This is a genomic window from Amycolatopsis sp. NPDC006125 (assembly GCF_040614195.1).
In the GTDB taxonomy this organism is placed as follows: Bacteria; Actinomycetota; Actinomycetes; order Mycobacteriales; family Pseudonocardiaceae; genus Amycolatopsis_E; species Amycolatopsis_E tucumanensis.
The window spans coordinates 35,838-61,081 of sequence record NZ_JBEXTZ010000004.1 but is presented as its reverse complement, the minus strand read 5'-3'; the positions used below and the strand labels follow the sequence as shown (position 1 = coordinate 61,081).

Annotated in this window: 27 protein-coding genes and 1 pseudogene; 19 read left to right on the top strand and 9 right to left on the bottom strand. The window is 72.1% G+C overall.

The genetic code is table 11. From position 1 onward, the window contains the following. Positions 1-116: 116 nt before the first annotated feature. The 3 genes from clpB to ABZ193_RS03545 are packed head-to-tail and all read left to right on the top strand — an operon-like array spanning position 117 to position 4,267. Positions 117-2,720, top strand: a complete 2,604-nt coding sequence (gene clpB, locus ABZ193_RS03555; protein WP_020418376.1) for an ATP-dependent chaperone ClpB — start codon at positions 117-119, stop codon at positions 2,718-2,720. A gap of 60 nt (positions 2,721-2,780) precedes the next feature. Beyond that, on the top strand, positions 2,781-3,506 hold the full coding sequence (locus tag ABZ193_RS03550; protein WP_020418377.1) for a hypothetical protein: 726 nt from the start codon (positions 2,781-2,783) through the stop codon (positions 3,504-3,506). Continuing rightward, a complete protein-coding gene (locus ABZ193_RS03545) occupies positions 3,503-4,267 on the top strand; it encodes an SDR family oxidoreductase (RefSeq protein ID WP_354708738.1) in 765 nt (254 codons plus the stop codon). The genes ABZ193_RS03550 and ABZ193_RS03545 overlap by 4 nt, the downstream gene beginning before the upstream one ends. 93 nt (positions 4,268-4,360) lie before the next feature. Here the strand turns inward: ABZ193_RS03545 and ABZ193_RS03540 are convergent. Then, a pseudogene (locus tag ABZ193_RS03540) lies at positions 4,361-4,507 on the bottom strand (FAD-dependent oxidoreductase); the annotation flags it as partial. A 56-nt stretch (positions 4,508-4,563) separates the two neighbouring features. Between ABZ193_RS03540 and ABZ193_RS03535 the strand changes: the two are divergent. After that, on the top strand, positions 4,564-4,728 hold the full coding sequence (locus ABZ193_RS03535; RefSeq protein ID WP_354708737.1) for a hypothetical protein: 165 nt from the start codon (positions 4,564-4,566) through the stop codon (positions 4,726-4,728). 6 nt (positions 4,729-4,734) lie between these two features. Here the strand turns inward: ABZ193_RS03535 and ABZ193_RS03530 are convergent, their stop codons facing one another. Both ABZ193_RS03530 and ABZ193_RS03525 read right to left on the bottom strand, forming a co-directional pair. Further along, positions 4,735-5,397, bottom strand: coding sequence for a DUF4097 family beta strand repeat-containing protein (locus tag ABZ193_RS03530; protein WP_354708736.1), 663 nt, complete (start codon positions 5,395-5,397; stop codon positions 4,735-4,737). A 96-nt stretch (positions 5,398-5,493) separates the two neighbouring features. Beyond that, on the bottom strand, positions 5,494-6,096 hold the full coding sequence (locus ABZ193_RS03525; protein WP_354708734.1) for a helix-turn-helix transcriptional regulator: 603 nt from the start codon (positions 6,094-6,096) through the stop codon (positions 5,494-5,496). A gap of 56 nt (positions 6,097-6,152) precedes the next feature. On the opposite strand from ABZ193_RS03525, the gene ABZ193_RS03520 reads away from it, so the two are divergent. After that, positions 6,153-7,370 (top strand): NAD(P)/FAD-dependent oxidoreductase, encoded by a 1,218-nt coding sequence (locus tag ABZ193_RS03520; RefSeq protein WP_354708733.1) that lies wholly within the window; start codon positions 6,153-6,155, stop codon positions 7,368-7,370. Here the strand turns inward: ABZ193_RS03520 and ABZ193_RS03515 are convergent. Then, positions 7,330-7,851: a DinB family protein gene (locus ABZ193_RS03515; RefSeq protein ID WP_354708732.1), complete on the bottom strand. Its 522-nt coding sequence runs from the start codon at positions 7,849-7,851 to the stop codon at positions 7,330-7,332. The genes ABZ193_RS03520 and ABZ193_RS03515 overlap by 41 nt on opposite strands. Positions 7,852-7,935: 84 nt before the next feature. On the opposite strand from ABZ193_RS03515, the gene ABZ193_RS03510 reads away from it, so the two are divergent. Beyond that, positions 7,936-8,889 (top strand): YafY family protein, encoded by a 954-nt coding sequence (locus ABZ193_RS03510; protein WP_354708730.1) that lies wholly within the window; start codon positions 7,936-7,938, stop codon positions 8,887-8,889. Here ABZ193_RS03510 and ABZ193_RS03505 read toward each other — a convergent pair. Continuing rightward, entirely contained in the window at positions 8,850-9,335 is a 486-nt protein-coding gene (locus ABZ193_RS03505) for a DoxX family protein (RefSeq protein ID WP_354708729.1), read from the bottom strand. The two genes, ABZ193_RS03510 and ABZ193_RS03505, sit on opposite strands and share 40 nt — an antisense overlap. A 77-nt stretch (positions 9,336-9,412) precedes the next feature. Here ABZ193_RS03505 and ABZ193_RS03500 point away from each other — a divergent pair, with 77 nt between their 5' ends. Beyond that, complete coding sequence (locus tag ABZ193_RS03500) at positions 9,413-9,961, top strand: TetR/AcrR family transcriptional regulator (RefSeq protein WP_020418387.1); 549 nt, start codon at positions 9,413-9,415, stop codon at positions 9,959-9,961. A gap of 192 nt (positions 9,962-10,153) precedes the next feature. On the opposite strand, the gene ABZ193_RS03495 is transcribed toward ABZ193_RS03500, so the two are convergent. Continuing rightward, positions 10,154-11,389, bottom strand: coding sequence for an FAD-dependent oxidoreductase (locus ABZ193_RS03495; protein WP_354708727.1), 1,236 nt, complete (start codon positions 11,387-11,389; stop codon positions 10,154-10,156). Continuing rightward, a complete protein-coding gene (locus ABZ193_RS03490; RefSeq protein ID WP_354708726.1) occupies positions 11,386-12,594 on the bottom strand; it encodes an MFS transporter in 1,209 nt (402 codons plus the stop codon). Before ABZ193_RS03490 ends, ABZ193_RS03495 begins: the two co-directional genes overlap by 4 nt. Positions 12,595-12,720: 126 nt before the next feature. Here ABZ193_RS03490 and ABZ193_RS03485 point away from each other — a divergent pair, with 126 nt between their 5' ends. The 5 genes from ABZ193_RS03485 (at position 12,721) to ABZ193_RS03465 (ending at position 15,808) form a co-directional block, all read left to right on the top strand. After that, positions 12,721-13,590 carry a LysR family transcriptional regulator gene (locus tag ABZ193_RS03485; protein WP_354708724.1) on the top strand — a complete coding sequence of 290 codons (870 nt, stop codon included), beginning with the start codon at positions 12,721-12,723 and terminating at the stop codon, positions 13,588-13,590. 122 nt (positions 13,591-13,712) lie between these two features. Next, positions 13,713-14,273, top strand: coding sequence for an orotate phosphoribosyltransferase (gene pyrE, locus ABZ193_RS03480; RefSeq protein ID WP_027935926.1), 561 nt, complete (start codon positions 13,713-13,715; stop codon positions 14,271-14,273). Positions 14,274-14,396: 123 nt separating this feature from the next. Then, positions 14,397-14,780 carry a DUF2784 domain-containing protein gene (locus tag ABZ193_RS03475; protein WP_237335640.1) on the top strand — a complete coding sequence of 128 codons (384 nt, stop codon included), beginning with the start codon at positions 14,397-14,399 and terminating at the stop codon, positions 14,778-14,780. Between the two features lie 15 nt (positions 14,781-14,795). Beyond that, positions 14,796-15,161 carry a hypothetical protein gene (locus ABZ193_RS03470; RefSeq protein ID WP_237335550.1) on the top strand — a complete coding sequence of 122 codons (366 nt, stop codon included), beginning with the start codon at positions 14,796-14,798 and terminating at the stop codon, positions 15,159-15,161. Next, a complete protein-coding gene (locus ABZ193_RS03465) occupies positions 15,158-15,808 on the top strand; it encodes a TrmH family RNA methyltransferase (protein WP_354708722.1) in 651 nt (216 codons plus the stop codon). The genes ABZ193_RS03470 and ABZ193_RS03465 overlap by 4 nt, the downstream gene beginning before the upstream one ends. Here ABZ193_RS03465 and ABZ193_RS03460 read toward each other — a convergent pair. After that, a complete protein-coding gene (locus ABZ193_RS03460) occupies positions 15,774-17,954 on the bottom strand; it encodes a molybdopterin-dependent oxidoreductase (protein WP_354708720.1) in 2,181 nt (726 codons plus the stop codon). The genes ABZ193_RS03465 and ABZ193_RS03460 overlap by 35 nt on opposite strands. A 56-nt stretch (positions 17,955-18,010) precedes the next feature. Between ABZ193_RS03460 and ABZ193_RS03455 the strand changes: the two genes are divergently transcribed. Further along, complete coding sequence (locus ABZ193_RS03455; RefSeq protein WP_020418398.1) at positions 18,011-19,000, top strand: glycoside hydrolase family 76 protein; 990 nt, start codon at positions 18,011-18,013, stop codon at positions 18,998-19,000. A 96-nt stretch (positions 19,001-19,096) separates the two neighbouring features. Here ABZ193_RS03455 and ABZ193_RS03450 read toward each other — a convergent pair whose 3' ends face one another. Next, on the bottom strand, positions 19,097-20,107 hold the full coding sequence (locus ABZ193_RS03450; protein WP_237335546.1) for a LacI family DNA-binding transcriptional regulator: 1,011 nt from the start codon (positions 20,105-20,107) through the stop codon (positions 19,097-19,099). Positions 20,108-20,225: 118 nt separating this feature from the next. On the opposite strand from ABZ193_RS03450, the gene ABZ193_RS03445 reads away from it, so the two are divergent. The 6 genes from ABZ193_RS03445 to ABZ193_RS03420 are packed head-to-tail and all read left to right on the top strand — an operon-like array spanning position 20,226 to position 25,230. Next, positions 20,226-21,230 (top strand): substrate-binding domain-containing protein, encoded by a 1,005-nt coding sequence (locus tag ABZ193_RS03445; protein ID WP_354708719.1) that lies wholly within the window; start codon positions 20,226-20,228, stop codon positions 21,228-21,230. Beyond that, complete coding sequence (locus ABZ193_RS03440) at positions 21,227-22,210, top strand: ABC transporter permease (protein WP_027933393.1); 984 nt, start codon at positions 21,227-21,229, stop codon at positions 22,208-22,210. The genes ABZ193_RS03445 and ABZ193_RS03440 overlap by 4 nt, the downstream gene beginning before the upstream one ends. Then, positions 22,207-23,013, top strand: coding sequence for an ATP-binding cassette domain-containing protein (locus tag ABZ193_RS03435; protein ID WP_020418402.1), 807 nt, complete (start codon positions 22,207-22,209; stop codon positions 23,011-23,013). Before ABZ193_RS03440 ends, ABZ193_RS03435 begins: the two co-directional genes overlap by 4 nt. Beyond that, complete coding sequence (locus tag ABZ193_RS03430) at positions 23,010-23,849, top strand: PfkB family carbohydrate kinase (RefSeq protein ID WP_354708718.1); 840 nt, start codon at positions 23,010-23,012, stop codon at positions 23,847-23,849. Before ABZ193_RS03435 ends, ABZ193_RS03430 begins: the two co-directional genes overlap by 4 nt. After that, entirely contained in the window at positions 23,846-24,487 is a 642-nt protein-coding gene (locus tag ABZ193_RS03425; RefSeq protein WP_020418404.1) for a nucleoside/nucleotide kinase family protein, read from the top strand. Before ABZ193_RS03430 ends, ABZ193_RS03425 begins: the two co-directional genes overlap by 4 nt. Further along, positions 24,484-25,230 (top strand): SDR family oxidoreductase, encoded by a 747-nt coding sequence (locus ABZ193_RS03420; protein ID WP_354708716.1) that lies wholly within the window; start codon positions 24,484-24,486, stop codon positions 25,228-25,230. The genes ABZ193_RS03425 and ABZ193_RS03420 overlap by 4 nt, the downstream gene beginning before the upstream one ends. The last annotated feature ends 14 nt before the right edge of the window (positions 25,231-25,244 follow it).

Sequence of the window (25,244 nt, the reverse complement as noted above, 5' to 3'; positions counted from 1 at the left end):
CCATTACGCAAGGGGAAAAATCAGGGTTGAGCGGAACACGCTCAAGTTTGTTGACGTTGTAGATGTCGAGGGACCTGGAGGAAGGTCTCCGGCAGGTATGCGACATGGAGTGTGGGATGGACGCTTTCAACCCGACGACGAAGACCCAGCAGGCGATCTCGTCGGCGGCGCAGGCGGCGACCGTGGCGGGCAACCCCAGCGTCACCGCCGCACACCTGCTCGGCGCGCTGCTGGCGCAGGGCGACGGGCTGGCCGGCCCGCTGCTGACGGCGGTCGGCGCCGATCCGCGGCAGGTGCACAAGGAGCTGGAGCCGATCACGCAGGGGCTGCCCTCGGCGACCGGCGCGACCGTGTCCACTCCGCAGTTCGACCCGCCCGCGGTGAAGTCGCTGACGCACGCCCAGAAGCTCGCGACCGAGCTCGGTGACGAGTACGTCTCCACCGAGCACCTGATGGTCGGCCTCGCCGCGGAGGGCGGTCAGGTGGCGGACCTGCTCAAGCGGCACGGCGCCACCCCGGACGCGCTGCGCGAGGCGTTCACCAAGGTGCGCGGCTCGGCCCGCATCACCAGCCCCGACCCCGAGGGCACGTTCAAGGCGCTGGAGAAGTACGGCGTCGACCTGACCGACCGCGCCCGCAAGGGCGAGCTGGACCCGGTGATCGGCCGCGACGCGGAGATCCGCCGCGTGGTCCAGGTGCTGTCGCGGCGCACCAAGAACAACCCCGTCCTGATCGGCGAGCCGGGCGTCGGCAAGACCGCGATCGTCGAGGGCCTCGCCCAGCGGATCGTGGCCGGCGACGTGCCGGAGTCGTTGCGCGGCAAGCGGGTCGTGGCGCTGGACCTGGGTTCGATGGTCGCCGGCGCGAAGTACCGCGGTGAGTTCGAGGAGCGGCTCAAGGCCGTCCTCAAGGAGATCACCGAGTCGGCCGGCCAGGTCATCACGTTCATCGACGAGCTGCACACCATCGTCGGCGCGGGCGCGACCGGCGAGGGCGCGATGGACGCCGGGAACATGATCAAGCCGATGCTCGCCCGCGGTGAGCTGCGCATGGTCGGCGCCACCACGCTCGACGAGTACCGCCAGCACATCGAGAAGGACGCGGCCCTGGAGCGGCGCTTCCAGCAGGTGCTGGTCGGCGAGCCGTCGGTCGAGGACACCATCGGCATCCTGCGTGGCCTCAAGGAGCGCTACGAGGTGCACCACGGTGTCCGCATCACGGACGCCGCGCTGGTGTCGGCCGCGACGCTGTCCGACCGCTACATCACCGCGCGCTTCCTCCCGGACAAGGCGATCGACCTGGTCGACGAGGCCGCGTCCCGGCTGCGCATGGAGATCGACTCCCGACCCGTCGAGATCGACGAGGTCGAGCGCGCCGTGCGGCGCCTGGAGATCGAGGAGATGGCGCTGTCCAAGGAGGAGGACCCGGCCTCGATCGAGCGGCTGGCCGCGCTGCGCGCCGAGCTGGCCGAGAAGCGCGAGGAGCTCTCCGCGCTGACCGCCCGGTGGCAGAACGAAAAGGGCTCGATCGAGAAGGTCCGCGAGCTGAAGGAGCAGCTGGAGCAGCTGCGTGGCGAGGCCGACCGGGCCGAGCGCGACGCCGACCTGGGCCGCGCCGCCGAGCTGCGCTACGGCAAGATCCCGGCGCTGGAGAAGGACCTGGAAGCCGCGCAGCGCAACACCGCGAACAGCTCGTCCGGCGCCGACGTCATGCTGAAGGAAGAGGTCGGTGCGGACGACGTGGCCGACGTGGTGAGCGCGTGGACCGGCATCCCGGCCGGCCGCCTGCTCGAAGGCGAGACCGGCAAGCTGCTCCGCATGGAGGAGGAGCTGGGCAGGCGGGTCGTCGGCCAGCGCGAGGCGGTCCAGGCGGTGTCGGACGCGGTGCGCCGCACGCGCGCCGGCGTCGCGGACCCGGACCGGCCGACCGGTTCGTTCCTGTTCCTCGGCCCGACCGGCGTCGGCAAGACCGAGCTGGCCAAGGCGCTGGCGGAGTTCCTGTTCGACGACGAGCGCGCGATGACCCGCATCGACATGAGCGAGTACAGCGAGAAGCACAGCGTCGCGCGGCTGGTCGGCGCTCCCCCGGGCTACGTCGGCTACGACCAGGGCGGTCAGCTGACCGAGGCCGTCCGGCGGCGGCCGTACTCGGTGGTGCTGCTGGACGAGGTCGAGAAGGCGCACCCGGACGTGTTCGACGTGCTGCTGCAGGTGCTCGACGACGGGCGGCTGACCGACGGCCAGGGCCGCACGGTCGACTTCCGCAACACGATCCTGATCCTGACCTCGAACCTCGGTTCGCAGGCGATCGCGGACGCCTCCCTCGACGAGCAGCAGCGGCGGGACGCGGTGCTGTCCACGGTGCAGCGGCACTTCAAGCCGGAGTTCCTGAACCGGCTGGACGACATCGTGGTGTTCCACTCGCTCGACACCGAGCAGCTGACGTCCATTGTGGACATCCAGGTCGCGAAGCTGGCCACCCGGCTGGCGCAGCGCCGCCTGACGCTGGACGTCACCCCCGGCGCCCGCGACTGGCTCGCGCTGAACGGGTTCGACCCGATCTACGGCGCCCGTCCGCTGCGCAGGCTGGTGCAGTCGGCGATCGGCGACCAGCTGGCGAAGAAGCTGCTGGCAGGCGAGGTCCGGGACGGTGACACCGTGCGCGTGGACGTGCCGGACCTGAACGCGGGCGACACGCTCGTGGTCACCCGGGCGGACTAACGGGTTGCGACACGGGCCGCTGACCTTGGTTCAGCGGCCCGGCGCGCTACCCTCACCCTCGTGGGTATTCCGGCGTGGGTCTGGTTCGTCATCGCCGCCGTCGCACTGGTGGCGGGGCTGCTGCTGCTCGCCGTCGACCGGACCAGGGAGGGCTCCCGCAACCGGGAGCGGATGCGCTGGTCCGACCTGCGCGGATGGCAGTTCGTGGAGGAGGACGAGCGGCTCGTCCGGCAGTGGTCCGGCGGCGCGCTCGGGTACTTCCGCGCCGAGACGGCGGTCAACGTCGTCGTCGGCTCGACCTTCACCGCCGACGGCCGCCGCCCGGTGTTCGTGTTCGACATCGAGGCCGACGGTCAGATCCCGGCGGTCGTGGTCGCCGTGCGCTGCAACCGCGTGCACCCGGTGCTCGTCGAGCTGTGGCTGGCCAGCGTGCCGTTCCAGCGCGCGGACATGCCGGAGCTGCTCGGTCCGGTGGGCCAGCGCTACGCGTTCGCCGACGACCCCGAAGGCGCCCGCGCGGTCATCACCCAGGAGCTCGTGGACGCCGCCGACGCGCTCGGCGGCGACGTCGGCGTGGCGTGGCTGGAGAACGAGTGGGTGCTCGCCAGCGTCGCGCCGCAGGCCGGGCCGTCCCGGCTGGAGCGCCTGCTCCGCGACCTCGGCGAGATCGCCGACATCGTGGACCCGTTCGACGAGGAGTACCCGGCGGCCGGCCGCCACTGGCAGCCCGGTCAGTCCGAGCAGCCGGGCCTGAGCACGCCGCCGCCGGCCGGGCCCGCCCAGTGAGCACGGCGCTCGTCACCGGCGCGACCGCCGGGATCGGCGCCGCGTTCGCGCGCCGGCTCGCCGAGGAGGGTTACGACCTGGTCCTCGTCGCCCGCAACGCGGAGCGGCTGGAAGCGCTTGCCGGTGAGCTGTCGCGGCGGCACCGGATCAAGGCGGTCACGTTGCCCGCGGACCTCGCTTCGGCGGAGGGCCGGGCGGCCGTCGAGGAGCGTCTGGCCGCGGAGCCGGTCGACATGCTGGTCAACAACGCCGGGTTCGGCCTGGCCGGCGAGTTCTGGACCGCGCCGGTGGACGAGCTGCAGGCGCAGCTGGACGTGAACGTGACCGCCGTGCTGCGGCTGACCCGCGCGGCCCTGCCCGGCATGATCGAGCGCGGCCGCGGCGACATCATCAACGTGTCCAGCGTGGCCGGTTTCTTCTCCGGCCGCGGCTCGACGTACACCGCGAGCAAGAACTGGGTCACCTCATTCACCGAAGGCATCGCGGCGGCGCTGCCTGCCGGCATTCGGATGACCGCGCTGTGCCCGGGTTTCACCGAGACCGAGTTCCACGAGCGGGCCGGGCTGGAGAAGCCGGGCCCGAAGGCGTTCTGGCTCAAGGCCGACCGGGTGGTCGCCGAGGGCCTGGCCGACCTGCGGCGCGGGAAGGTCATCTCCATCCCGTCACCCCAGTACAAGGCGATCGTCGCCATCGGCGGCCTGCTGCCGCGCGGCCTGCTCCGCCGGATCTCCAGCCTCGTCGCGGGGCGCGACCGCACCTGAGCCGCACCTCTCAACGCGCGGCGCCGTAGTCCTCGACGCGGACCAGAGCCCGCACGCCCAGGCGACTGGGGAACCAGGGTTCTCGCCGCCCTGAGCGCGCGCCAGCTCTCCCGCGAGGACGTACGCGCCGACGACGGCCAGGCTGGTGCTGCCACCGACGGCCGGGCCGGGACAGTAGCCCGCGTCGCCGACGAGCGTCACCCTCCCCCGGGACCAGGTTTCCATGCGGAGCTGGGCATCGAGTCGAAGTCGACCTCGGCCTGATCGACCGCGTGCTCACCTGGCGCGATCGGCTGGTGAGGCTGCTGCAAGATCCCGAGCCCACCCTGGAGCAGGCCGCCCGCGCGGTGATCGCGTTCGGCGGGATCCAGGACTGCACCGTCCAGTTCCCCGATGTGCCCCAGGACGCGCTGCGCCTTGCCGTGGACGGCGCGTGCGCGGCCCTGGGGCTCGGGACCTGACCCGCTTCACAGGCTGTGCGCGTGGATGTCGCCGTAGTCCGTGGTCGCGCGGATCGTCAGGCCGGCGGTCCCGTCGTTGCGGAGCGCGTTGCGGATCCGGCCGAAGCTGGTGCCCGCGTCCAGCGAGGCGGAAACCCCCGCGGCGGCGCCGACCGACACGTCACCGGCCTCGGTGCGGAGCACGACCTCGCCGCGCTCGGCCTCGGCGATGCGGATGTCGCCCTTGCGGGTGCTGATCCGCGCAGAGCCGGTCAGGCGGCCGACCGTGACGTCGCCTGCCTGCGTCTCGACCCGGACGGCCGCCGCCTCGTCGAGTTCGACCTCGCCGTGCGCGCCCTCGACGACGACCTCGCCGAGCCGCCCGGTGCCACGCAGATCGAGGCCGGCGCCGGTCGCCTCGACGCGCGACCCCGCGGGCAGCTGTACCGTCACCGCGACGAAGCCGGAGCTGCCGAGGACCTGGTTCCCGGCCGGGCCGGCGATCCGCAGCACGCCGTCGGCGTAGGCCACGGTCGTCTGCTCGGCCGCCCGCACGTCCCGCCTCTTCGCGGCGTCCCCCGGCCGGACCTCGACGGTGGTGCCGGCCCGGTCGGCGGCCACGAACCGGATGCTCCCGGCGGGAATGTCGGCGACGGCGGCGATCGGGGCGGGGGTGCCGAAGTTCTGCATCGTGCTCTCCTGTGGTCGTTGTTCCTGCTGTCGAGGACAACTTTCGCCGGGAGCGCTGACACCGGGCCGCCACCGCGCTGACGCCGCCGCTGACACCTACGCGAACTTCTCCGCCACGGCGCGTATCGAGGCCTCCGACCAGGTGAGCTCGCCGGACCGGAGCGCCGCCAGCAGGCGGTCGACCCACTTCAGCTCCGCTTCGCGAACGGCGATCGAGTACTCCTCGTCCAGGAGGAACAGGCGCGGGAGGCCGGGAACCGCCTGGAGTGCCGCGCGGTCGGCCGCCAGCGAGGCGGACAGCTCGGCCGCACGGTCGGACAGCCGGGCGAGCGCCTCGTCCGGGGTCAGGACCATGAGGGTGGCGAGCGCTGCCGGGAACTCCGGGAACTCGCGCGCTGGGCTGCCGAGCATCTCGGCGGTCCAGTCGCGGAGGGCCGCCCGGCCGGCGTCGGTGATCTCGTAGACGGTGCGCTCGGGACGGCGCTCGTCGCGCTCGGTCTCCCGGACGGCGATCAGCTCTGCGCGCAACAGGCGGTCGATGGTCTGATACACGCTGTTGCGCTGCGCAACGTTCGCGATCCGGTCCTTGCCGCGCCCCTTGATCAGCTCGCGCATGCGGTACGGGTGCATGGGCTGCTCAGCCAGCAGGGAGAGCAGCACGAGTGCCAGCACGGACCGCCGATGAATGCTCCTCGCCACGCCAACGACCTTAACCGCCGCCTTGACTCGATAGTCATGATATGTATAGTTATGTTATGACTATCAAGGCATTGGTGATCGGCGGCGGCATCGCCGGTCCGGTCACGGCGATGGCACTGCGACGGGCCGGCATTGAGGCGACCGTCTACGAGGCGTACAACCGTGGCGCGGACGGCGTCGGAGCGTTCCTGACCCTGGCAGTCAACGGCGTCGCGGCGCTCGGCGCCCTCGACCTGCAGGCGGTGGTGCGCGACAAGGGGTTCGCGACCACGAAGATGTCCATCGGCATGGGCGGGAAGAAACCCATGGCCGAGTTCGGCTTCGGCGCCGCGTTGCCCGACGGGACCGGCACGCACACCATCAGGCGGGCCGATCTCTACGACTCGCTGCGCGACGAGGCGGTGCGGCGCGGCGTGCCGACCGAGTACGGCAAGCGGCTGGTCGCCGCCGCCCCGGAGGCCGGCGGCGTGACGGCCACCTTCGCCGACGGCAGCACCGCGCACGCCGACCTGCTGATCGGCGCCGACGGCCTGCGCTCGACCGTACGCACGATCATCGATCCCGGGGCGCCGTCGCCACGGTACGTGCCATTGCTCAACACCGGGGGCTACGCCAGGGGGCTGCGGCTCGACATCGAGCCCGGCGAGATGCACATGGTGTTCGGACGCGGCTGCTTCTACTCCTACGTCGTCCACCCCGACGGCGACGTGTGGTGGTTCGCGAACCCGCGCCAGCCTCGGGAGCAGACACGCGAAGAACTAGCCGCCGTCACCGCGGACGAGTGGCGCGCCCGGCTCCTCGACCTCTTCGCCGAGGACGGCGGTCCCGCCCGCGATCTCGTGACCGCCACCGAAGAGATCTTCGCGGGCTGGAACACCTACGACTTCCCGAAGGTGCCGGTCTGGCACCGGAACCGCATGATCATCGTCGGCGACGCGGCGCACGCCACCTCACCGGCTTCGGGCCAGGGCGCGTCGATGGCCATCGAAGACGCGGTCGTGCTCGCGAAGTGCCTGCGCGACGCCGGCGACGTGCACGACGCGTTCACCACGTACGAATCCCTGCGCCGCCACCGGGTGGAACGCGTGGTGGCGCAGGGCAAGCGCAATGGCGACGGCAAGACACTCGGTCCGGTGATGCGGCATCTACTCCCGCTGCTGTTCAAGCTGTACCGGCCGGGACCGGAAGCAATGGACTGGCTGTACGGACACCGCATCGACTGGGACTCGCCGGTCAGCCCATGCTCTTCTGGCCGTCCAGGGACTCGCGGATGATGTCGGCGTGGCCGGCGTGCTGCGCGGTCTCGGCGATGATGTGCATCAGCACGCGCCGGTTCGACCACTCCGTGTCGGTGAACCACGGCGCCTTCGGCAGTTCGTGGCTCGCGTTCAGGTCGACGGTGGCGACCAGCTCGTCGGTGCGGCGCGCGACCGCTTCGTACTCGGCGATCACGCCGGCCAGCGTCTCGTCCGGCAGCAGCTTGAACTCGTTCTCCCGCTGCTTGAAGTCCTCCTCCGTCATCTCCTCGAAGTTCGGCATCGCGGGAGCGCCCTCGACGAGGAAGTTCGCCCACCCGCGCTCGACCGAGGTCACGTGCTTGATCAGCCCGCCGAGGCACAGCTCGCTCGCCGTGGTGCGCTGCCGGGCCTGGTCGTCGGTCAGGCCGCGCGTGGTGAAGGTCAGGAAGAACCGGTGCTTCGCCAGCATGGCCAGCAGGTCCGCGCGCTCGCCGGTGACGGTCTCGGTGGAGGTCATTTCGGAGTCCCTTCGTCGTCGTTGAGACCAAGGTAGAACCCCTTGCGGCCACTTTTTGACCGCAATTGCGGGAGAATCGGGAACATGGCGAACACGAGCTCGCGGACGCTGCGGTTGCTGTCCCTGCTGCAGACCCACCGGTACTGGCCGGGCAGTGAACTGGCCGAGCGGCTGGGGGTCTCGCCGCGCACCCTGCGCCGGGACATCGACCGGCTGCGCGAGCTGGGCTACCCGGTGGAGGCGCAGCGCGGTGTCGACGGCGGCTACCAGCTCGCCGCGGGCGCGTCGCTGCCGCCGCTCGTGGTGGACGACGAAGAGGCGGTGGCGCTGACCGTCGGGCTCCAGACGGCAGCGCAGAGTTCGGTCGACGGCATCGCCGAGTCGTCGGTGCGGGTGCTGGCGAAGGTCGTGCAGGTGATGCCGGCCCGGCTGCGCCGCCGGGTCGACGCGCTGCGGGCGATGACCGTGCCGGCGACCTGGCCCGGCGCGTCCGCGCCCCGGATCGACCCCGGCCTGCTCACCACGATCGCGCTGGCCTGCAGGGACAGCGAACGCATCCGCTTCGGCTACACCGATGCCGGGGGCCGCGAGTCCGAGCGGGAGGTCGAGCCGTTGCGGCTGGTTCCGCTCGGGCGGCAGTGGTACCTGGTGGCCTACGACCTCACCCGGCACGCGTGGCGCAACTTCCGCATCGACCGGATCAGCGGTCCACGCGGCACCGGCGCCCGGTTCCGGCCACGCGAACTGCCCACCGCCGACGCCGCCGAGTTCGTCCGCAGCTCGCTCGGCGCGCTGCCGCAGCCGTACGAGGTCGAAGTCGTCGTCGACGTCCCGGCGGCCGTGGCGCGCGAGCGGATCGGCCGGTGGGGCACGGTCGAGGAGGTCGACGAAGGCCGGTGCCGGGTGCGGATGACGACCGCCTCCCTGGACTGGCCCGCGCTGGCGCTGGGTTCGCTGTGCGCCGAGTTCCGCGTGGTCGGGCCGCCCGAGCTGCGTGATCAGCTGCGGGAGTGGGCAGGCCGGTTCAGCCGGGCCTGATCGCCGCGGCGGGCGTGCACGAAGACCGTCAGCGTGGCGGCCAGGAACACGACCTGCATGAGCGTGCGTGGGACGATCTGGTCGTCCCACGCGGTGAGCACGCCGCTCTGCACCGCGTAGACGTTCGCCGGGAACATCAGCACGAGCATGGCGGTCAGCCCGGCCGCGGCCCACGGGGCGGTGCGCGGCCACAGCACACCGACGGCGCCGGCGAGCTCCAGGACTCCGGTGACGGTCACCAGCAGGACAGGCGCGGGCAGCGCCGGCGGGACCATGTCGATGAGCTGCTCCCGCATGCCCACGAAGTGCGAGATGCCGGTCGCGGTGAACATCGCAGCGACGCCGCCGCGCACGGCCATCGGCCACGGTCTGAGCCACCGGACCCCGGCCGCGCCGGCGAGCGCGAGGACCAGCGTGACGACGATCAGGATGATCAGCGGTGCCATGGTTCTCCTCCACATCTTGTCAGTGACAAGATTCCTCTTGCGCCCGTATCTTGTCAATGGAAAGATATGCTGGGGGCATGGCTGAGCGCTCCTACCACCACGGCGACCTGCGGCGCGCGATCCTCGAAGCCGCCGCAGAGACGATCGGCGAGCACGGTGTCGCGGCCCTGAGCCTGCGCGAGGTGGCGCGACGGGCCGGCGTGTCACACGCGGCGCCGGTGCACCACTTCCGCGACAAGGCCGGCGTGGTGACCGCGCTGGCGACCGAGGGGTACGACCTGCTGGCCGACGCCCTCACCGCTGCCCGGGACCAGGGCCTGGTGGAGATCGGCGTCGCGTACGTGCGGTTCGCGGTGGGGCACCGCGCGCACTTCGACGTGATGTTCCGGCCGGACCTGCACCACGCCGAGGACGCGGACCTGCTGGCGGCGCGGCAGCGGGCGTGGGCGGTGATGGCGGACGCGGTGTCGGAGGGGAAGCTGGCGCAAGTCGCGGCCTGGTCGATCGTGCACGGTTTCGCGACGCTGTGGCTCAGCGGCGCGATGCCGCCCGAGGTGACCGGGGATTTGGAGGCGTCCGCCCGGGCGGTGGCGGAGATGCTGGCACCGGGCGGCGCGGGCCGGTAGCCGGAGTCCCGGAGCGCTCGCGCCGGGCAGTCAGGCGGGAAATCCGACCGGGCGTCGCGGAATCCCTCGCGCCGGGCGGCCCGGGTCGGCAGGCCCGGCACCCCGCCACGCCGGCGGGAGCCGAGGCGCGGGGTGCCGCAGCGCGGGCGCTCAGCGGGAAGCAGCGCAGGCCACGCTGTGGCAGGCGGGGGCTCAATCCGGTAGCCGCGCGCCCTGGCGCTGCAGTTCCTCCCGCACGGCGGCCGCGCTCACCGCACCCCGGGCGCTCAGCGCCGCGGCCACCCCGGCCGCGTGGCCGGTCGCGAAAGCGGTTCCCATGGCGCGCAGTGAAGCGCCCGCACCGCGGTCGCCGTCCACGGTCCGGCCCGCGCAGAACAGGTTCGGCGTGTTCCGGCTCCACAACACGCCGAGCGGGATGCCGTAGTAACCCGGCTCGCCGATGAACCGCCACTCCGACGGCACGCCCACCCCCGGGTGGTACTCGATCGGCCACGCGCCGATCGCCACCGCGTCGTCCGTGGGGGCCGGCGACAGCACGTCCTTCTCGGTCAACTGGACCCGTCCGACCAGGTGCCGCGACTCGCGCGTGCCCAGTTCCGGGCCCGTGCTGACGATGTAGGCGTCCGCGCACCCCGGCAACGTCCGGATCACCCGCAGGTATGCCGCGGCCTGCCGTCGTGCGCTGCGTTCGGCTCGGCTCGTGTCCGCGGCGTCGCGCGCGTCGTAGCCCTCGTCCGCCAGGTACGTGATCAGGTCGCCGGACACCGGCATCCGCGCGATCAACCCGGATTCCGCCGTCAGGCCGGGCAGACCACGAGCCTTCGCCGCCCGGACCGCCTCCCGCACCGCATCCCGCGAGACCTCGGCGTTCGCCGCGATCCCACCGAACCGCACACCCAGCGTGCCGTTCTGCACCCAGCCGTCGTTGCCGTACCGCACCTCCGCGCCCGCGTGCTGCGCCAGGTCGGCTTCACCGGTGGCGTCCACGAACACGTTCGCGGAGTACTCGTGCACCCCGGCGTGATCGGCCACCCGCACCGTCCGAACGCGATCGTCCACTCTGGACGCGTCCAGCAGGTGCGAGTGCAGCAGCACGTCCACCCCGGCGGCGTCGCACAGGTCGTCGGCGACCCGCTTCACCGCTTCCGGATCGAACACCACCGCCACCGCGGTGAAGCGCGTCGGCTCGCTCACCGCGCCCAGCTCGCGCAGCCCGTCGAGCACCTCGCCCGCCACGCCGAACACCACCTGCTCGCGGTCCTCCCGCGTGAACAACCCGCAGTACGTCACCACGTTCCGCAACGTCGCCGCCCCGCCCAGGCACGGTCCACGCTCGATCAGCAGCGTCCTGGCCCCGGCCCGCCGCGCGCCGACCGCCGCGGCGATCCCGGCCGAACCGCCACCGGCGACGATCACGTCGTAGTTCACACAGCCTCCTTCTCGCGATCCGGCGCCGGCTGCTGTTCGCGGACGCCGAGCATGAGCAGCGCTCCCACGAGCGGGCCTGCGGCCAGCGTGGCGAACGCCGCGAAGAACGAATGGGTCGCCTGGAACACCGCGCCCAGCACCACCGGCACGACCGTGCTGCCGAGCTGCCAGAACGCGTTCGTCGCACCGGCCGCCGAACCGGCCAGGCCGACCCCGGCGATGCGCGGGATCATCGCGACCATCAGCGGGCTGTAGACGTAGGCCGCGACGCCGAGGAACGGCGCCACCCACAGGAAGCCCGTCAGGTTGTCCCGCGTGCCGAACACCAGCAGCGCCACCACGAACGCGCCGAGCACGACGACGGTCAGCGCCTTCCGCCTGCCGCCGAGCAGGTCGGACACGAACCCGATGCACGGCTTGGCCGCGATGGCGGCGATCCCGAAGATCGCGACCACCCCGCCCGCCTGCACCCCGGTCAGCCCGTTGCCCTTGACCATCAGCGCGTTGGACCACGTGATGAACCCGTAGGTGCCCCACAGGCCGCCGAACCCGGCCAGCCCGAGCAGCCACAGGTCACGCGAGCGGGCCAGCGGGCGCAGGTCCGGCACCGCGCGTTCGGCCGCGTCTTCCGCCCGGGTGCGCACCAGGAGCAGGCACAGCACCGCGATGACCATCGAGGCGCCGCCGAACACGTGGTACGACGTCTGCCACCCGGCGGATTCGAGGAGCCGCGGCACGACCGCGTTGGCGATCACCGTGCCGAGCGAGGTCGCGGTCATGAACACGCCCATCGCGAACCCGCGGTCCTTCGGCGTGAACCACTGCGCGATCAGCTTCACACCGGCCGAGTAGTCGCAGCCGGCGAAGATCCCGACCGCGGCCTGGAAGGCGATGCCGACCGGCACGGAGTCGGTCTCGCCGAACAGGATCATGAACCCGCCTGCGAGGAACAGCGACGCGCCCATCACGACCCGCGCGCCGAGCCAGTCGGTGAGGACGCCGCCGGCCGCGTTCGAGATGACGTAGCCGACGTAGTAGCCGGTGGCGAAGACGCCCAGACCGGTGAGCGAGACCCCCAGGTGCTCGCCCACCGCGACCGACGCCGGTCCCCACGTCGACCGGTCCACCGACGTCATCGTGAACGCGGCCCAGGACAGCACCAGCACCACCCAGCGGTACGGGTCCCGGCCGGGAGTTCGACTCATCGTTGAGCGTCCCTTCTCCATTGATGTCCTGCCTGAGAGGCAGGGAGTAGTACACGTGCCTTGACACGTGCCTGTCCAATGCCGGTTAATCAGCCCGGTCATGCCTCACAGGCAGGGGAGAAGCGCGTGGAGCTGCGTCACCTGCGGTACTTCGTCGCCGTCGCGACCGAGGGCTCGCTCACCCGTGCGGCGGAACGGCTGCACCTCACCCAGCCGTCGCTGAGCCGTCAGATCCGGCAGCTCGAACGGGACATCGGCGCGCCGCTGCTGGAGCGCGGGGCGACGGGCACGACGCTCACGCCGGCCGGCGCCGCGCTGCACTCGCACGCGGTGCTCCTGCTGCGCCTGGCGGACGCCACCAGGGAGACGGCGCACGCGGCCGCGGGCCGGTCCCGTGAGGTGGTGGGGATCGGCATCCCGCCCGGGCTGTCCGCGGAGTGGCTGCTGGACACGCTGGCCGCGCTCGACGCGGCGGTCCCGCACGCGGCGGTCGCCCTCACCGAGGCGAGCAGCACCGAGCAGCTCCGGATGGTCCGCGAGGGCAGGCTCGACCTGGGCCTGGTGCACGAGCAGCCGGCCGGCAGCCTGCGGGGCGCGCGGTTGTTCGACCAGCCCTTCGGGGTCGCCGTCCGGCCAGGGCACCCGCTGGCCGACGGCCCGGCGTGCCGGCTGCGGGACCTGGACGGGGTGCGGATCCTCGCCCACGGGAGGCAGCAGGTGCCGGTCGCGCACGACCGCCTGGTCGTCGCGGCGCACGACGCGGGGGTGGTGCCGCTGTGGCAGTTCGCGCAGTTCTCCGAGCACGCGCGGGCATGCGCCGAGGCGACGAAGTCGGACGCCGTGCTGCTGACCGAACACTCCGCGACGCGGCTGCTGCCGGGCTGGCCGTGGCGGCCGGTGGTGGACCCGGCGCTGGAACTGGTGACGTGGCTGGTGTGGCCCCCCTCGACGCGCACCGTGGTGGACGAGGTGGCGCGGACGATCAGCGACCGGTGACGCGCGGGAGGCGCGGGGGGCGGGAGCCCGCCACCAGGTCGAGCAGCTCGTTGATCTCCATGGCCCGCACGTTGACCGTCGAGAGCGCAAGCCTGTCGTGGTCGTGTGTAAGACTTCCGGGCGTGGCGAACCCCGGGTTGGATCAGGCAGCGAAGTTCGAACTGGCACGTCTCATCACCGAGCTGTCGGTGGTGCACGGCAAGGTGACGCTGGCCTCCGGCAAGGAGGCCGACTACTACATCGACCTGCGGCGGGCCACGCTGCACCACGCGGCGGCCCCCCTCATCGGCCGGCTCATGCGGCAGCTCACGGCGGACTGGGACTACGTGGCGGTGGGCGGGCTCACCCTCGGCGCGGACCCGGTCGCGACCGCGATGCTGCACTCGGCGTCGGCGGACGGGAAGGTCCTCGACGCGTTCGTGGTGCGCAAGGCCACGAAGTCGCACGGCATGCAGCGCCGCATCGAGGGCATCGAGGTCGCGGGGCAGCGGGTGCTCGCCGTGGAGGACACCTCGACCACCGGCAGCAGTGTGCTGACCGCCGTCGAGGCGCTCACCGAGGCGGGCGCGACCGTGGTCGGCGTGGCGACGGTCGTCGACCGCGGCACCGGCGCGCGTGAGGCCATCGAGAAGGAAGGCCTCACCTACCGGTATCTGCTGGACCTCGACGACTTGGGTCTGTAGCCGATTCACGCCGCCCCCTAGGGGGAAACCCCGAAGTGATCTCCGGAATTCGAGTCGACATTCCTGCCTTGATCAGGAGTAACCTCGATACCAGGGGAATCGCGGGAAGGGGGCGGCGTGACGATCGCGGGAGTTCTGGCCGACATAACGGTCGGATTACACATTCTGGCCCTGCTTTACATCGGCCTCGGCGGGTTTCTCGCCTGGCGGTGGCCGCGCAGCATTTTCGTGCACGTGTTCTTCGCCATCTGGGGTGTGGTGGTCAACGTCTTCCCGATCCCCTGCCCGCTGACGGCGCTGGAGGACTACTTCCGCGGCCTGCAGGGCCTGGGCCCGCTGCCGGGCGGCTTCAACGCCTACTACCTCTACGACACGGTGTTCCCGCGCTCGATGCTGCCGGTGGTCGCCGTGGTCGCGCTGGCGCTGGTGGTCTTCTCCTACGCGGGCGCGTACCTGCGCTGGAAGCACCGCGAGCACCCGTCGACGCACGCCATGCCGCAGGCCTAGGACACAATCCTCCGTGTGGTCATCCTCCTGATCCTGCTCGGCATCCTGCTCTGCGGCGTGGTCGCCGGGCTGGTCATGCGCCCCCGCGCGCGGGCCGCGCAGGACGCCTTCGCCGACGGGGTGCAAGCGCTTGCCGCACGCACCGGGTGGCGGCCCGGCCACGCACCGCTGCCGCCGCTGCAGTCGACGTTCGTGACGATCGACGACGTCCTCGGGTCGAGCAACCACCTCCCGGCGGAGGTGGCGCAGCGGATCACCACCCAGACCGTGTTCTTCACCACCGAGCACATCGCCGCGGTGTTCCCCGGTGAGCTGACCCAGCAGGACCTCACCACCGCGACCGCGGACCTGCTCGCGGACCTGTCCGGGGCCCGCCGATGAGCGAGGAGACCGGCCCGACCGAGTGGACCGCCCGGGAACCGGTCGGCGTCGGCCCGTGGGAGGGCGAGTGGCCCACCGGTGCGCACTACGACCCCGAGCTGCTGGCCGAAGGCGACCGCCGCAACGTCGTGGACGCCTACCGGTACTGGCGGCGCGAAGCGATCGTCGCCGACATCGACCGGCGACGGCACCCCTTCCACGTCGCCATCGAGAACTTCCAGCACGACCACAACATCGGCACCGTGGTGCGCACCGCGAACGCCTTCGCCGCGGCCGCCGTGCACGTCGTCGGGCGGCGGCGCTGGAACCGGCGCGGCGCGATGGTCACCGATCGGTACCAGCACCTCGAACACCACCCGGACGTGCCGTCACTGCTGACCTACGCGCGCGACCGCGGCCTGGCGATCGTCGCCGTGGACAACACCCCCGGCTCGCAGCGCGTGGAAACCGCTGAGCTGCCACGGGAGTGCGTGCTGCTGTTCGGCCAGGAAGGCCCCGGCCTGTCCGCCGAGGCGCACGACGCGGCGGCGGTGGTCGTGTCGATCGCGCAGTTCGGCTCCACGCGCTCGATCAACGCCGGGGTCGCCGCCGGCATCGTGATGCACGCCTGGATCAGGCAGCACGCGGACCTGTCGGCGGCCTGGTAGGCGTCACCTCGACCGGGATCCCGTTCAGCACAGCGGTTCCGGACAGCGCGTCCAGCAGGGTCTCGTCGGCCACCAGGTTGCTGTTCACGCCCGCGTGCGCCGCCGCGACCGCGGTCTGCGTGCCCGGCCCGCCGTGCCCCCAGCCGTGCGGGATGCTGACCACACCCGGCCGGATCTCCTCGGTCACCTCGACCGGCACCTCGATCTTGCCCGCCTTCGAGCTGACCAGCGCCGGCTCCCCGTCGGCCAACCCGAGCCGCTCCGCGTCGTCCGGGTGGACCTGCACGGTGCACCGGTTCTTGCCGCGCACCAACGGTTCCAGGTTGTGCATCCACGAGTTGTTCGACGACAGCTGCCGCCGCCCGATGAGGACCAGCTCGCCGTCCGGCACGTGCGCGAGTTCCGCGGCCAGGCGTGGCACGTCGGCGGTGATGGCCTCCGGCGCCAGCTCGACCTTCCCGCTCGCCGTCGACAGGATCTCCGGCAGGCGCGGGCGAAGCGGCCCGAGGTCCACGCCGTGCGGGGCGGCTTCGAGGTCCGCGAGGGTCAGGTCGTACGGCCCGGCGCGCAGCATCAGGTCGATCAGCCGCGCCGGCCCGCGCCGGTCCCCCGCGACGGCCGGGTCGAGCCCGGCGCGCTGCGCGATCTGGCCCGCGACGAACGTGTCCAGCGCCTCGATGTCCGGATCCGGGCCCTGCCCGGTGACGATGCTGGTGAGCCGCAGCATGGTCGCCCACTCCGGCGGCAGCTCGCTGGTCAGCGCGGCCGGGGTCCAGTTCGCCACGTTGCGCACGGCCAGCTGGTACAGCGCGACGTCGTAGTGCTCCCGTTCGAGCGGGGTGGGGCCGGGCAGGATGACGTCGGCGTGCCGGGTCGTCTCGTTGCGGTAGATGTCCAGCGACACCATGAAGTCCAGTCGCGCCAGGGCTTCCGCGAGCCGACCGGCGTTCGGGGTGCTCAGGCACGGGTTGCCGCTGACGGTGATCAGCGCGCGGACCTGGCCGTCGCCGGGCGTGAGGATCTCGTCGGCCAGCGTCGCGACCGGCACCTCGCCGAGCACCTCCGGCAGCCCGCGCACGCGGGTGCGCCAGCGGCCGTGCCGGAACGGGCGGCGCTTGCCGGGCGCGCTGTTCGCCTGCCCGGCGGCGGCGAGCGGGAACATCACACCGCCGGGGCGGTCCAGGTTGCCGGTGAGGACGTTGAGCACGTCGACCAGCCAGCTGGCGAGGGTGCCGAACGCCTGCGTGGTGGTGCCGATCCGACCGTAGACCGCGGCGGACTCGGCGGCGGCGAGCTCGCGGGCCATCCGGCGGATTTCGCCTGCCGGGATGCCGGTGACCGGCGCGACCGCCTCGGGGGTGAAGTCGCGGGCCAGTTCGCCGACGTCCTCGACGCCCGTCACGTGCTCGGCGAGGTGCCCAAGGCTCACGCTCCCGTCCGCGAACAGCACGTTGACCAGCGCGAACAACAGGAGCGCGTCGGTGCCCGGGCGGATCGTGTGGTGCTCGTCGGCGACCTGCGCGGTGCGGGTCCGGCGCGGGTCGACCACGACCACCTTGCCGCCGCGCTCGCGGATCGCCTTGAGCCGCCCGCGCATGTCCGGCGCGGTCATCAGGCTGCCGTTGGAGACCAGCGGGTTGGCGCCGAGCACCAGCAGGTGCTGGGTGCGGTCGACGTCCGGCACCGGGATCGTCATGCCGTCGCCGAACAGGTAGCCGCTGGAGTAGTGCTTGGGCAGCTGGTCGACGCTGCCCGCGGTGTAGAAGTTCTTGGTGCCCAGGGCCTTGAAGAAGACGCGGCCGTAGAGCGCGGTCGACAGGTTGTGGACGCTCGGGTTGCCCGCGTACACGGCGACGGCGTCGCGGCCGTGCGCCTCCATGATCGGCAGCAGGCGCGCGTTGATCTCGGCGAACGCCTCGTCCCAGGAGACCGGGACGTGCTTGCCGTCGCGCTTGACGAGCGGGGTGCGCAGGCGGTCAGGGTCGTGGTGCAGCGCGGCCAGCGACGCGCCCTTGGGGCAGATGAAGCCGCGGGAGAAGACGTCCCCGGCGTCCCCGCGCACCTCGGTGACCTGGCTGCCGTCGAAGGTGACCGTCAGGCCGCAGGTGGCCTCGCAGAGCGGACAGGTGACATGCGCCGTTGCCATCCCCTGATCGTCGACGGAACCCAGCGACATGTCGAGGGCCAATCCATGATGGGTTCATGCACAGCGACTGGGCCGCCGCCGCGGAACGGGCGATCGTCACCCGGCACCTGCGCCGGCTCTGGGGACTGCCGGGCACGCTGCTCGCCCGGAGCGGCTGGCCGGCGACCCCCGATCAGCGGCTGCACGTGCACTGGAACTACTGGTGGCAGGCGCACCTCCTGGACTGCCTGACCGACGCGCAACTGCGGGACCCGACGCCGGCGCGCGAGGCCGCGATCGAGCGGTTCGTGTCGTCGATGCGGCTGCGGAACCGGGGCAGCTGGCGCAACGACTACTACGACGACCTGGCGTGGCTGGGCCTCGCGTTGCAGCGCACCGGCCGGGACGTGGGCTTCTTCCTCGGCGAGCTGCGGTCCGGCTGGACGACGGAGGGCGGCGGCGGCATCTGGTGGCGGCGCGGCGACCGGTTCAAGAACGCGCCGTCGAACGGGCCGGCGGCGATCCTGTTCGCCAGGGCCGGTGACGTGGAGCGGGCGCGGGAACTGCTGGACTGGATGGAGAAGACGCTCGTCGACCCGGACACGGGTGTGGTGTGGGACGGACTGCGGGTGGACAGCGGCGACCTCGTGCAGGAGATCTACACCTACTGCCAAGGGGTTTTCCTCGGCGCGTGCCTGGAGATGTCCGAATTGGACCAGGCAGCGCGCACGATCCGGGCGGTGGCCGCGAATTGCGCGCCGGGCGGGGTGCTGCGCGGCCAGGGCGGCGGCGACGGCGGGTTGTTCGCGGGGATCCTGGCGCGGTACCTGGCGCTGGCCGTGCACCGGTTGCCGCCAGGCCCGGAGGCGGACGCGGCGCGCGATCTGGTGCTCGCCTCCGCGGAGGCGGCGTGGACCGGAGCGGCCGACGCCTACGGCGGCCCGCTGTTCAGTCCGGAGTGGAACGAGCCGGCGCCCACCCCGCCCCTGCCGAAGAACCACCCGGCGCGGGACCTCTCGGTGCAGCTGGGCGCCTGGATGCTCCTAGAGGCGGCGGCCACGCTCTAAGGGTGGCAGCGAACGTGGAACTCGCGCCCGAGAACGCAGAACTCGCGTTCGTGAGCGTGGGACTCGCGCGCGGGAACGTGGGACTCGCCGAGCGCTCTAGAGGTGACAGCCGCAGGAGGCGCGGTGCATCAGGCGCGGCGGCAGGCGGACCGTCTCGTGTGGGCGGTCCGGCTCCTTGATCCGGGCCAGCAGCAACCGCACCGCGCGGCGGCCGATCTCCTCGATCGGCTGGGCCATCGTGGTCAGCGGCGGCTCCACCAGGTCCGACCACTCGACGTCGTCGAAGCCGGCCAGCGCCAGGTCCGCGCCGACCCGCAACCCCTGCCTGCGGACCTCGTGCAGCACGCCGACCATCATCGAATCGTTGGCCACCACCAGCGCCGTCGGCCGGTCCGGCAGCGCGAGCAGTTTCGCGGTCGCCGCGGCGCCGCCCTCGCGCGAGGAGTGCCCGGACACCACCAGCTCCGGGTTCCACGACAACCCGCCGCGCCCGAGGCCGAGCCGGTAGCCCAGCGTCCGCTCCTCGGACGTGGTCAGTCCGGGCATCCCGCTGACGAACCCGATCCGCCGGTGCCCCAGCGAGGCCAGGTGCTCGGTCAGCGCCGACGTCGACTGGATGTTCTCCGACCCGACCTGGTCCACGTCGGTCCGCATGGTCAAGCGGTCGATCAGCACCGTCGGCAGCCCGAGCGACACCAGCTCGCTGATCACGCGACCATCGCCCGCCGCGGGGGTCAGCAGCATCCCCTCGACCCGCCGGGACCGCAACGTCCGGACCGTCTCCTGCTCGGTCTTCACGGTGTCGTGGGTGTCGGCGAGCAGCACCGTGTACCCGGCCGCGGCGGCCTCGCGTTCGATCGCCTGCATCAGCGCCGCGAAGTACGGGTTGGCGAGCAGCGAGATCGCCACGCCGATCTGCCGCGTGCCGCCGGTGACCAGCGAACGGGCGATCGCGTCGCCGGTGTAGCCGGTCTCCTCGATGGCGCGCAGCACCGCGGCCTTGGTTTCCGGGGCCACCGCGCGGGTCCCGTTCACCACGTGTGAGACGGTGGTGATCGAGACGCCGGCCAGATCGGCGACGTCCTTCTGGGTGGGCCTGGACGGCATCAGAGTTCTCCATCGAGCACGGGCGATCCGCAAGCGTTTGCGCAAACGCTTGCCGGAGTAGTGTAAGCCCTCCTACCGTCCCCGTCGGCAAACGATCAGCCTCGATGGGGAGGGCAGCGTGAGACAGCGGAGTCTCCTGTGCCTGGTCACGGCCGGCTTGCTGGCCGTCAGCGGGTGCACCGTCGAACGCCACTGGGGCGGGAGTTCCGCTCCGGCGGGCAGCGGCCAGGCCAAGGTCGGCCTGGTGACGAAGACCGAAACGAATCCGTACTTCGTGGAGCTGCGCAACGCGGCGAGCGCCGCCGCGCAGGCCCAGGGCGCCGAGTTCATGGCGCTGGCCGGGCAGTTCGACGGCGACAACGACGGACAGGTCCGGGCCATCGAGAACATGGTCCAGCAGGGCGTCACCACCATCCTGATCACCCCGAACTCCTCGACCGGCGTGCTCGCCGCGATCGAGCGGGCACGGCAGGCCGGGGTCATGGTGATCGCGCTGGACACCGCGACGGACCCGGCCGACGCGGTCGACGCCACCTACGCGACGGACAACGTCGCGGCCGGGCGGCAGCAGGGCGCCTACGTCAAGGCCGCGCTCGCCGGCGCCGCCCCGAAGGTGATCATGATCGACGGCACCGCGGGCAGCACGGTGGACACCTACCGGCACAACGGGTTCCTGGAGGGCATCGGCCTGAAGGACGGCGATCCGGCGATCGTCGGGCGGGACAACGCCAACGGCGACCAGTCCATCGCGCAGCAGAAGATGGAGAACCTGCTCCAGCGCAGCACGGACCTCAACGCCGTCTACACGATGAACGAGCCGACCGCGCGTGGCGCGTACGCCGCATTGCAGGCCCGCGGGCTGCGGATCCTGATGGGCTCGATCGACGGCGGCTGCCAGGGCGTGCAGAACGTGCGCGACGGCCAGTACGCGGCGACGGTCATGCAGTTCCCGCGCAAGATGGCCGAAGAAGGCGTCGCCGCCGCCGTCCGGTACGCGCAGACCGGCCAGAAGCCGAGCGGGTTCATCGACACCGGCTCGGTCGTGATCACCGACCGCCCATTGCCCGGCGTGCCCAGCCAGGACACCACGTGGGGCCTGCAGAACTGCTGGGGGACGAAATGACGGCGTCCACTGTGGAGCGGCGCGAGTCGCTCGGTGAGTTCTTCCTGCGCGCCCCGGCGATCGGGCCCGCGCTCGCGCTGGTGGTCGCTGTCGTCGTGTTCTCGTTGTCCACCAGCACGTTCCTGGAGCTGGACAACCTGTCGCTGGTGGTCGAGCAGTCGCTGGTGGTCGGCACGCTCGCGCTCGGCCAGACGCTGATCATCCTCACCGCGGGAATCGACCTGTCGAACGCGGCGGCGATGGTCCTGGCGACGCTGCTGATGGCGAAACTGCTGGTCGGCGGGGTGCCCGGGGGCCTCGCGCTCATCCTCGGCGTGCTGGTCACGGCCGCGCTGGGCCTGGTCACCGGTTCGCTGGTCACCCGGGTCAAGCTGCCGCCGTTCATCGTCACGCTCGGCTTGTTCACCATGCTCACCGCGGCGGCCAAGCTGGTCGCCGACGGCCAGGCGGTGCCGATCGCGCCCGACTCGCTGCTCGCCTGGCTCGGCACCCGCCGCTACCTGTTCGGCGGCATCCCGGTCACCTACGGCATGACGCTCGCGCTGGTCATGTACCTCGTGCTCTGGTACGCGCTGACCAGGACGGCGTGGGGCAAGCACGTCTACGCCGTCGGCAACGCGCCGGAAGCCGCGCGGCTGAGCGGCATCAAGGTCAACCGGACGATCGTGTCGGTCTACCTGGTGGCCGGGCTGATCTTCGGCATCGCCGCGTGGCAGGCGCTGGGCCGGGTGCCCAACGCCGACCCGAACGCCTACCAGCTCGGCAACCTCGACTCGATCACCGCGGTCGTGCTGGGCGGCACCAGCCTGTTCGGCGGACGCGGATCGGTGTTCGGGACGATGATGGGTGCGTTGATCGTGACGGTGCTGCGCTCGGGGCTGACCCAGCTCGGCGTCGACTCGCTCTACCAGGACGTCGCCACCGGTGCGCTGGTGATCGCCGCGGTGGCCGTGGACCGGCTGGCCAGGAGGCAGAAATGACCCCGACACTCTCGGCGCGCGGCCTGGTCAAGCGCTTCGGCAGGGTGACCGCGATCGACGGCGCGGACTTCGACCTCGAACCGGGCGAGGTGCTCGCCGTGGTCGGTGACAACGGCGCGGGCAAGTCGAGCCTGATCAAGGCCCTGTCCGGGGCGCTGGTGCCGGACGCGGGCGAGATCTTCGTCGACGGCGAACCGGTGCACTTCCGCACGCCGCTGGACGCGCGGCGCTGCGGCATCGAGACCGTCTACCAGGACCTGGCGCTGGCGCCGGCGCAGGACATCGCGACCAACATGTTCCTGGGCAGGGAGATCCGCCGCCGTGGCCCGCTCGGTCTGGTCCGCAAGCTGGACACGGCGAAGATGCGCGCCGAGGCTCAGCGGGTGCTCGACGAGCTGGACATCAAGATCAAGTCGATCACGCAGCCCGTCGAGACGCTCTCCGGCGGCCAGCGGCAGGGCGTCGCGGTCGCGCGGGCCGCGGCGTTCGGCACCAAGGCCGTGATCATGGACGAGCCGACCGCCGCGCTCGGGGTCGCCGAGTCGGCGAAGGTGCTGGAGCTGATCGACCGGATCCGCCAGCGCGGCCTGCCGGTCGTGCTGATCAGCCACAACATGCCGCACGTGTTCGAGATCGCGGACCGCATCCACGTGCACCGGCTGGGCAAGCGGGTCGGGGTGGTCTCGCCGAAGACGACCAGCATGAACCAGGTCGTCGGGCTGATCACCGGCGCGCTGCGCGTCGGGGCGGACGGCCAGGTCGAGGAGGTCGAGTCGGCGGTGCGGACGGGGTTGTCGGCGTGACCGTCCTGCTCGCGGGGCTGTGCACGGTCGATCTCGTGCAGCGGGTGGCGGAGCTGCCGTCCCCCGGCGAGAAGGTGCAGTCGCTCGGCGTCGAGGTGGCCGCGGGCGGGCCGGCGACCAACGCCGCCGTCACGGTCGCGGCCCTCGGCGAGGAGGCCGTGCTGGTGACGGCGCTGGGCAGGCACCCGCTCGCCGGGCTGGCCCGCGCCGACCTGGCCGCGCACGGCGTGCGGGTCGTGGACATCGCCCCCGAGCAGGACGAACCCCCCGCGGTGAGCGCCGTCGCGGTGCGTGACCGTGACGGCGAGCGGACCGTCGTCTCGCGCAACGCCGGGTCGAACCCGGGCGCCATGCCGTCCGAACTGCCGGACGGCGTCCGAGCCGTGCTGGTCGACGGGCACCTGCCGCGGCTGGCGCTGGGCGTGGCGCGCTGGGCTCGGGACCGGGGCGTTCCGGTCGTGCTGGACGCGGGCAGCTGGAAACCGGTGCTGGACGACCTGCTGCCGCTGGTCGACATCGCGGCCTGCTCGGCGCGGTTCCGCGCGCCGGGGCCGAGCCTGCGTGAGCGCGGGGTGCCCACGGTGGTCGTGACGAACGGCCCCGGCCCGGTGCACTGGGAAACGAACGACGATGCTGGTGAGATCGAGGTGCCGCGCGTGCCCGCGGTGGACACACTGGGCGCGGGGGACGTCTGGCACGGTGCGCTGGTCCACGGCGTCGGGAGGTTCGGGCTGCCGGAACTGATCCGGTTCGCCAACGGAGTGGCCGCGGAGAAGGTGCGGCACGCGGGGCCACGGACGTGGGTCCCGGAGGTAGGGAAGTTGGGAGTGCGATGACGAGTCCGACGTTCGACGAGCTGCTGACCAGGGCGGAGGGCCTGGTGACGCGCGGGAGGCGGTCCATCCTCGGGATCGTGGGCGCGCCCGCGGCAGGCAAGACCACCCTGGCGCGCGGGCTGGCCGACGCGCTCGGCAACCGCGCGGTCGTGGTCGGGATGGACGGGTTCCACCTGGCGCAGGTCGAGCTGCAGCGGCTGGGCCGGACCGACCGCAAGGGCGCGCCGGACACCTTCGACGCCTTCGGCTACGTGAGCCTGCTGCGCCGCATCAAGGAGACCAAGGAGACGGTGTACGCGCCGCTGTTCCGGCGTGAGATCGAGGAGCCGATCGCGGGCGCGGTGTGCGTGCCGCCGGAGGTGCCGCTGGTCATCACCGAGGGCAACTACCTGCTGGTCGACGAGGAGCCGTGGAGCGACGTGCCCGGGCTGCTGGAGGAGATCTGGTTCCTCAAGCCCGACGAGCAGGAGCGGATCGAGCGGCTGGTCAACCGGCACCGCCGCTACGGCCGCACGCTGGTCGAGGCGAAGGGCCGGGCGCTGGGCAGCGACCAGCGCAACGCGGACCTGATCGAGACCACCGCGAGCCGGGCCGACCTGGTGCTGGAGAACCTGCCGCTGCAGAACTTCGTGATATGAGCGGGGTCCTCGTCGTCACCGGGGGCAGCCGGGGCATCGGCGCGGCGGTCGCGACGCTGGGCGCCGCGCGCGGGTACGACGTGGTGATCAACTACGCGAGCGACACGGCGGCGGCCGAGGAGGTCGCCGCCCGGGTTCGCGCCGCGGACCGGAAGGCGCTGGCCGTCCGCGGCGACGTGGCGTCCGAGGAGGACGTGATCGCGTTGTTCGACGCGGCGGCCGGGCTGGGGCCGGTCACCGCGGTGGTGAACAACGCGGCGATCACCGGCAACACGCCGGGGCGGCTGGACTCCCAGGACGTGGCGACGGTGCGGCGAGTGCTGGACGTCAACGTGACCGGGGTGTTCCTGTGCTGCCGGGAGGCAGTGCGGCGGATGTCCACCCGTTACGGCGGCGTCGGGGGCGCGGTGGTGAACATTTCGTCCACAGCCGCGCGCACCGGTTCGCCCGGCGAGTGGACGCACTACGCGGCGACGAAGGCGGCGGTCGAGACGCTGACCTGGGGACTGGCGCAGGAGGTGGCCGGCGAGGGGGTGCGGGTCAACGCCGTGGCGCCCGGCCTGGTGGACACCGGCCTGCACGCGGCGGCCGGGCTGCCGGACCGGGTGGAGCGGCTGGCGCCGACGATCCCGCTCGCGCGCCCCGGCCGGCCGGAGGAGATCGCCGAGGCGGTCCTGTGGATGCTTTCGCCTGCCGCGTCCTACGCGGTGGGCGCGATCCTGCCGGTCGGCGGCGGCCGCTGACGCTGTCCACAGCC

Bases quoted from the DNA above. Each gene is read 5' to 3' on its own strand.
- clpB (WP_020418376.1), top strand. From the start codon at position 117: ATGGACGCTTTCAACCCGACGACGAAGACCCAGCAGGCGATCTCGTCG.
- ABZ193_RS03465 (WP_354708722.1), top strand. From the start codon at position 15,158: ATGAGCGAGGAGACCGGCCCGACCGAGTGGACCGCCCGGGAACCGGTC.
- ABZ193_RS03435 (WP_020418402.1), top strand. From the start codon at position 22,207: ATGACCCCGACACTCTCGGCGCGCGGCCTGGTCAAGCGCTTCGGCAGG.
- ABZ193_RS03440 (WP_027933393.1), top strand. From the start codon at position 21,227: ATGACGGCGTCCACTGTGGAGCGGCGCGAGTCGCTCGGTGAGTTCTTC.
- ABZ193_RS03500 (WP_020418387.1), top strand. From the start codon at position 9,413: ATGGCTGAGCGCTCCTACCACCACGGCGACCTGCGGCGCGCGATCCTC.
- ABZ193_RS03510 (WP_354708730.1), top strand. From the start codon at position 7,936: ATGGCGAACACGAGCTCGCGGACGCTGCGGTTGCTGTCCCTGCTGCAG.
- ABZ193_RS03530 (WP_354708736.1), bottom strand. From the start codon at position 5,397: ATGCAGAACTTCGGCACCCCCGCCCCGATCGCCGCCGTCGCCGACATT.
- ABZ193_RS03425 (WP_020418404.1), top strand. From the start codon at position 23,846: ATGACGAGTCCGACGTTCGACGAGCTGCTGACCAGGGCGGAGGGCCTG.
- ABZ193_RS03490 (WP_354708726.1), bottom strand. From the start codon at position 12,594: ATGAGTCGAACTCCCGGCCGGGACCCGTACCGCTGGGTGGTGCTGGTG.
- ABZ193_RS03515 (WP_354708732.1), bottom strand. From the start codon at position 7,851: ATGACCTCCACCGAGACCGTCACCGGCGAGCGCGCGGACCTGCTGGCC.
- ABZ193_RS03450 (WP_237335546.1), bottom strand. From the start codon at position 20,107: ATGCCGTCCAGGCCCACCCAGAAGGACGTCGCCGATCTGGCCGGCGTC.
- ABZ193_RS03505 (WP_354708729.1), bottom strand. From the start codon at position 9,335: ATGGCACCGCTGATCATCCTGATCGTCGTCACGCTGGTCCTCGCGCTC.
- ABZ193_RS03420 (WP_354708716.1), top strand. From the start codon at position 24,484: ATGAGCGGGGTCCTCGTCGTCACCGGGGGCAGCCGGGGCATCGGCGCG.
- ABZ193_RS03520 (WP_354708733.1), top strand. From the start codon at position 6,153: ATGACTATCAAGGCATTGGTGATCGGCGGCGGCATCGCCGGTCCGGTC.
- ABZ193_RS03455 (WP_020418398.1), top strand. From the start codon at position 18,011: ATGCACAGCGACTGGGCCGCCGCCGCGGAACGGGCGATCGTCACCCGG.
- ABZ193_RS03460 (WP_354708720.1), bottom strand. From the start codon at position 17,954: ATGGCAACGGCGCATGTCACCTGTCCGCTCTGCGAGGCCACCTGCGGC.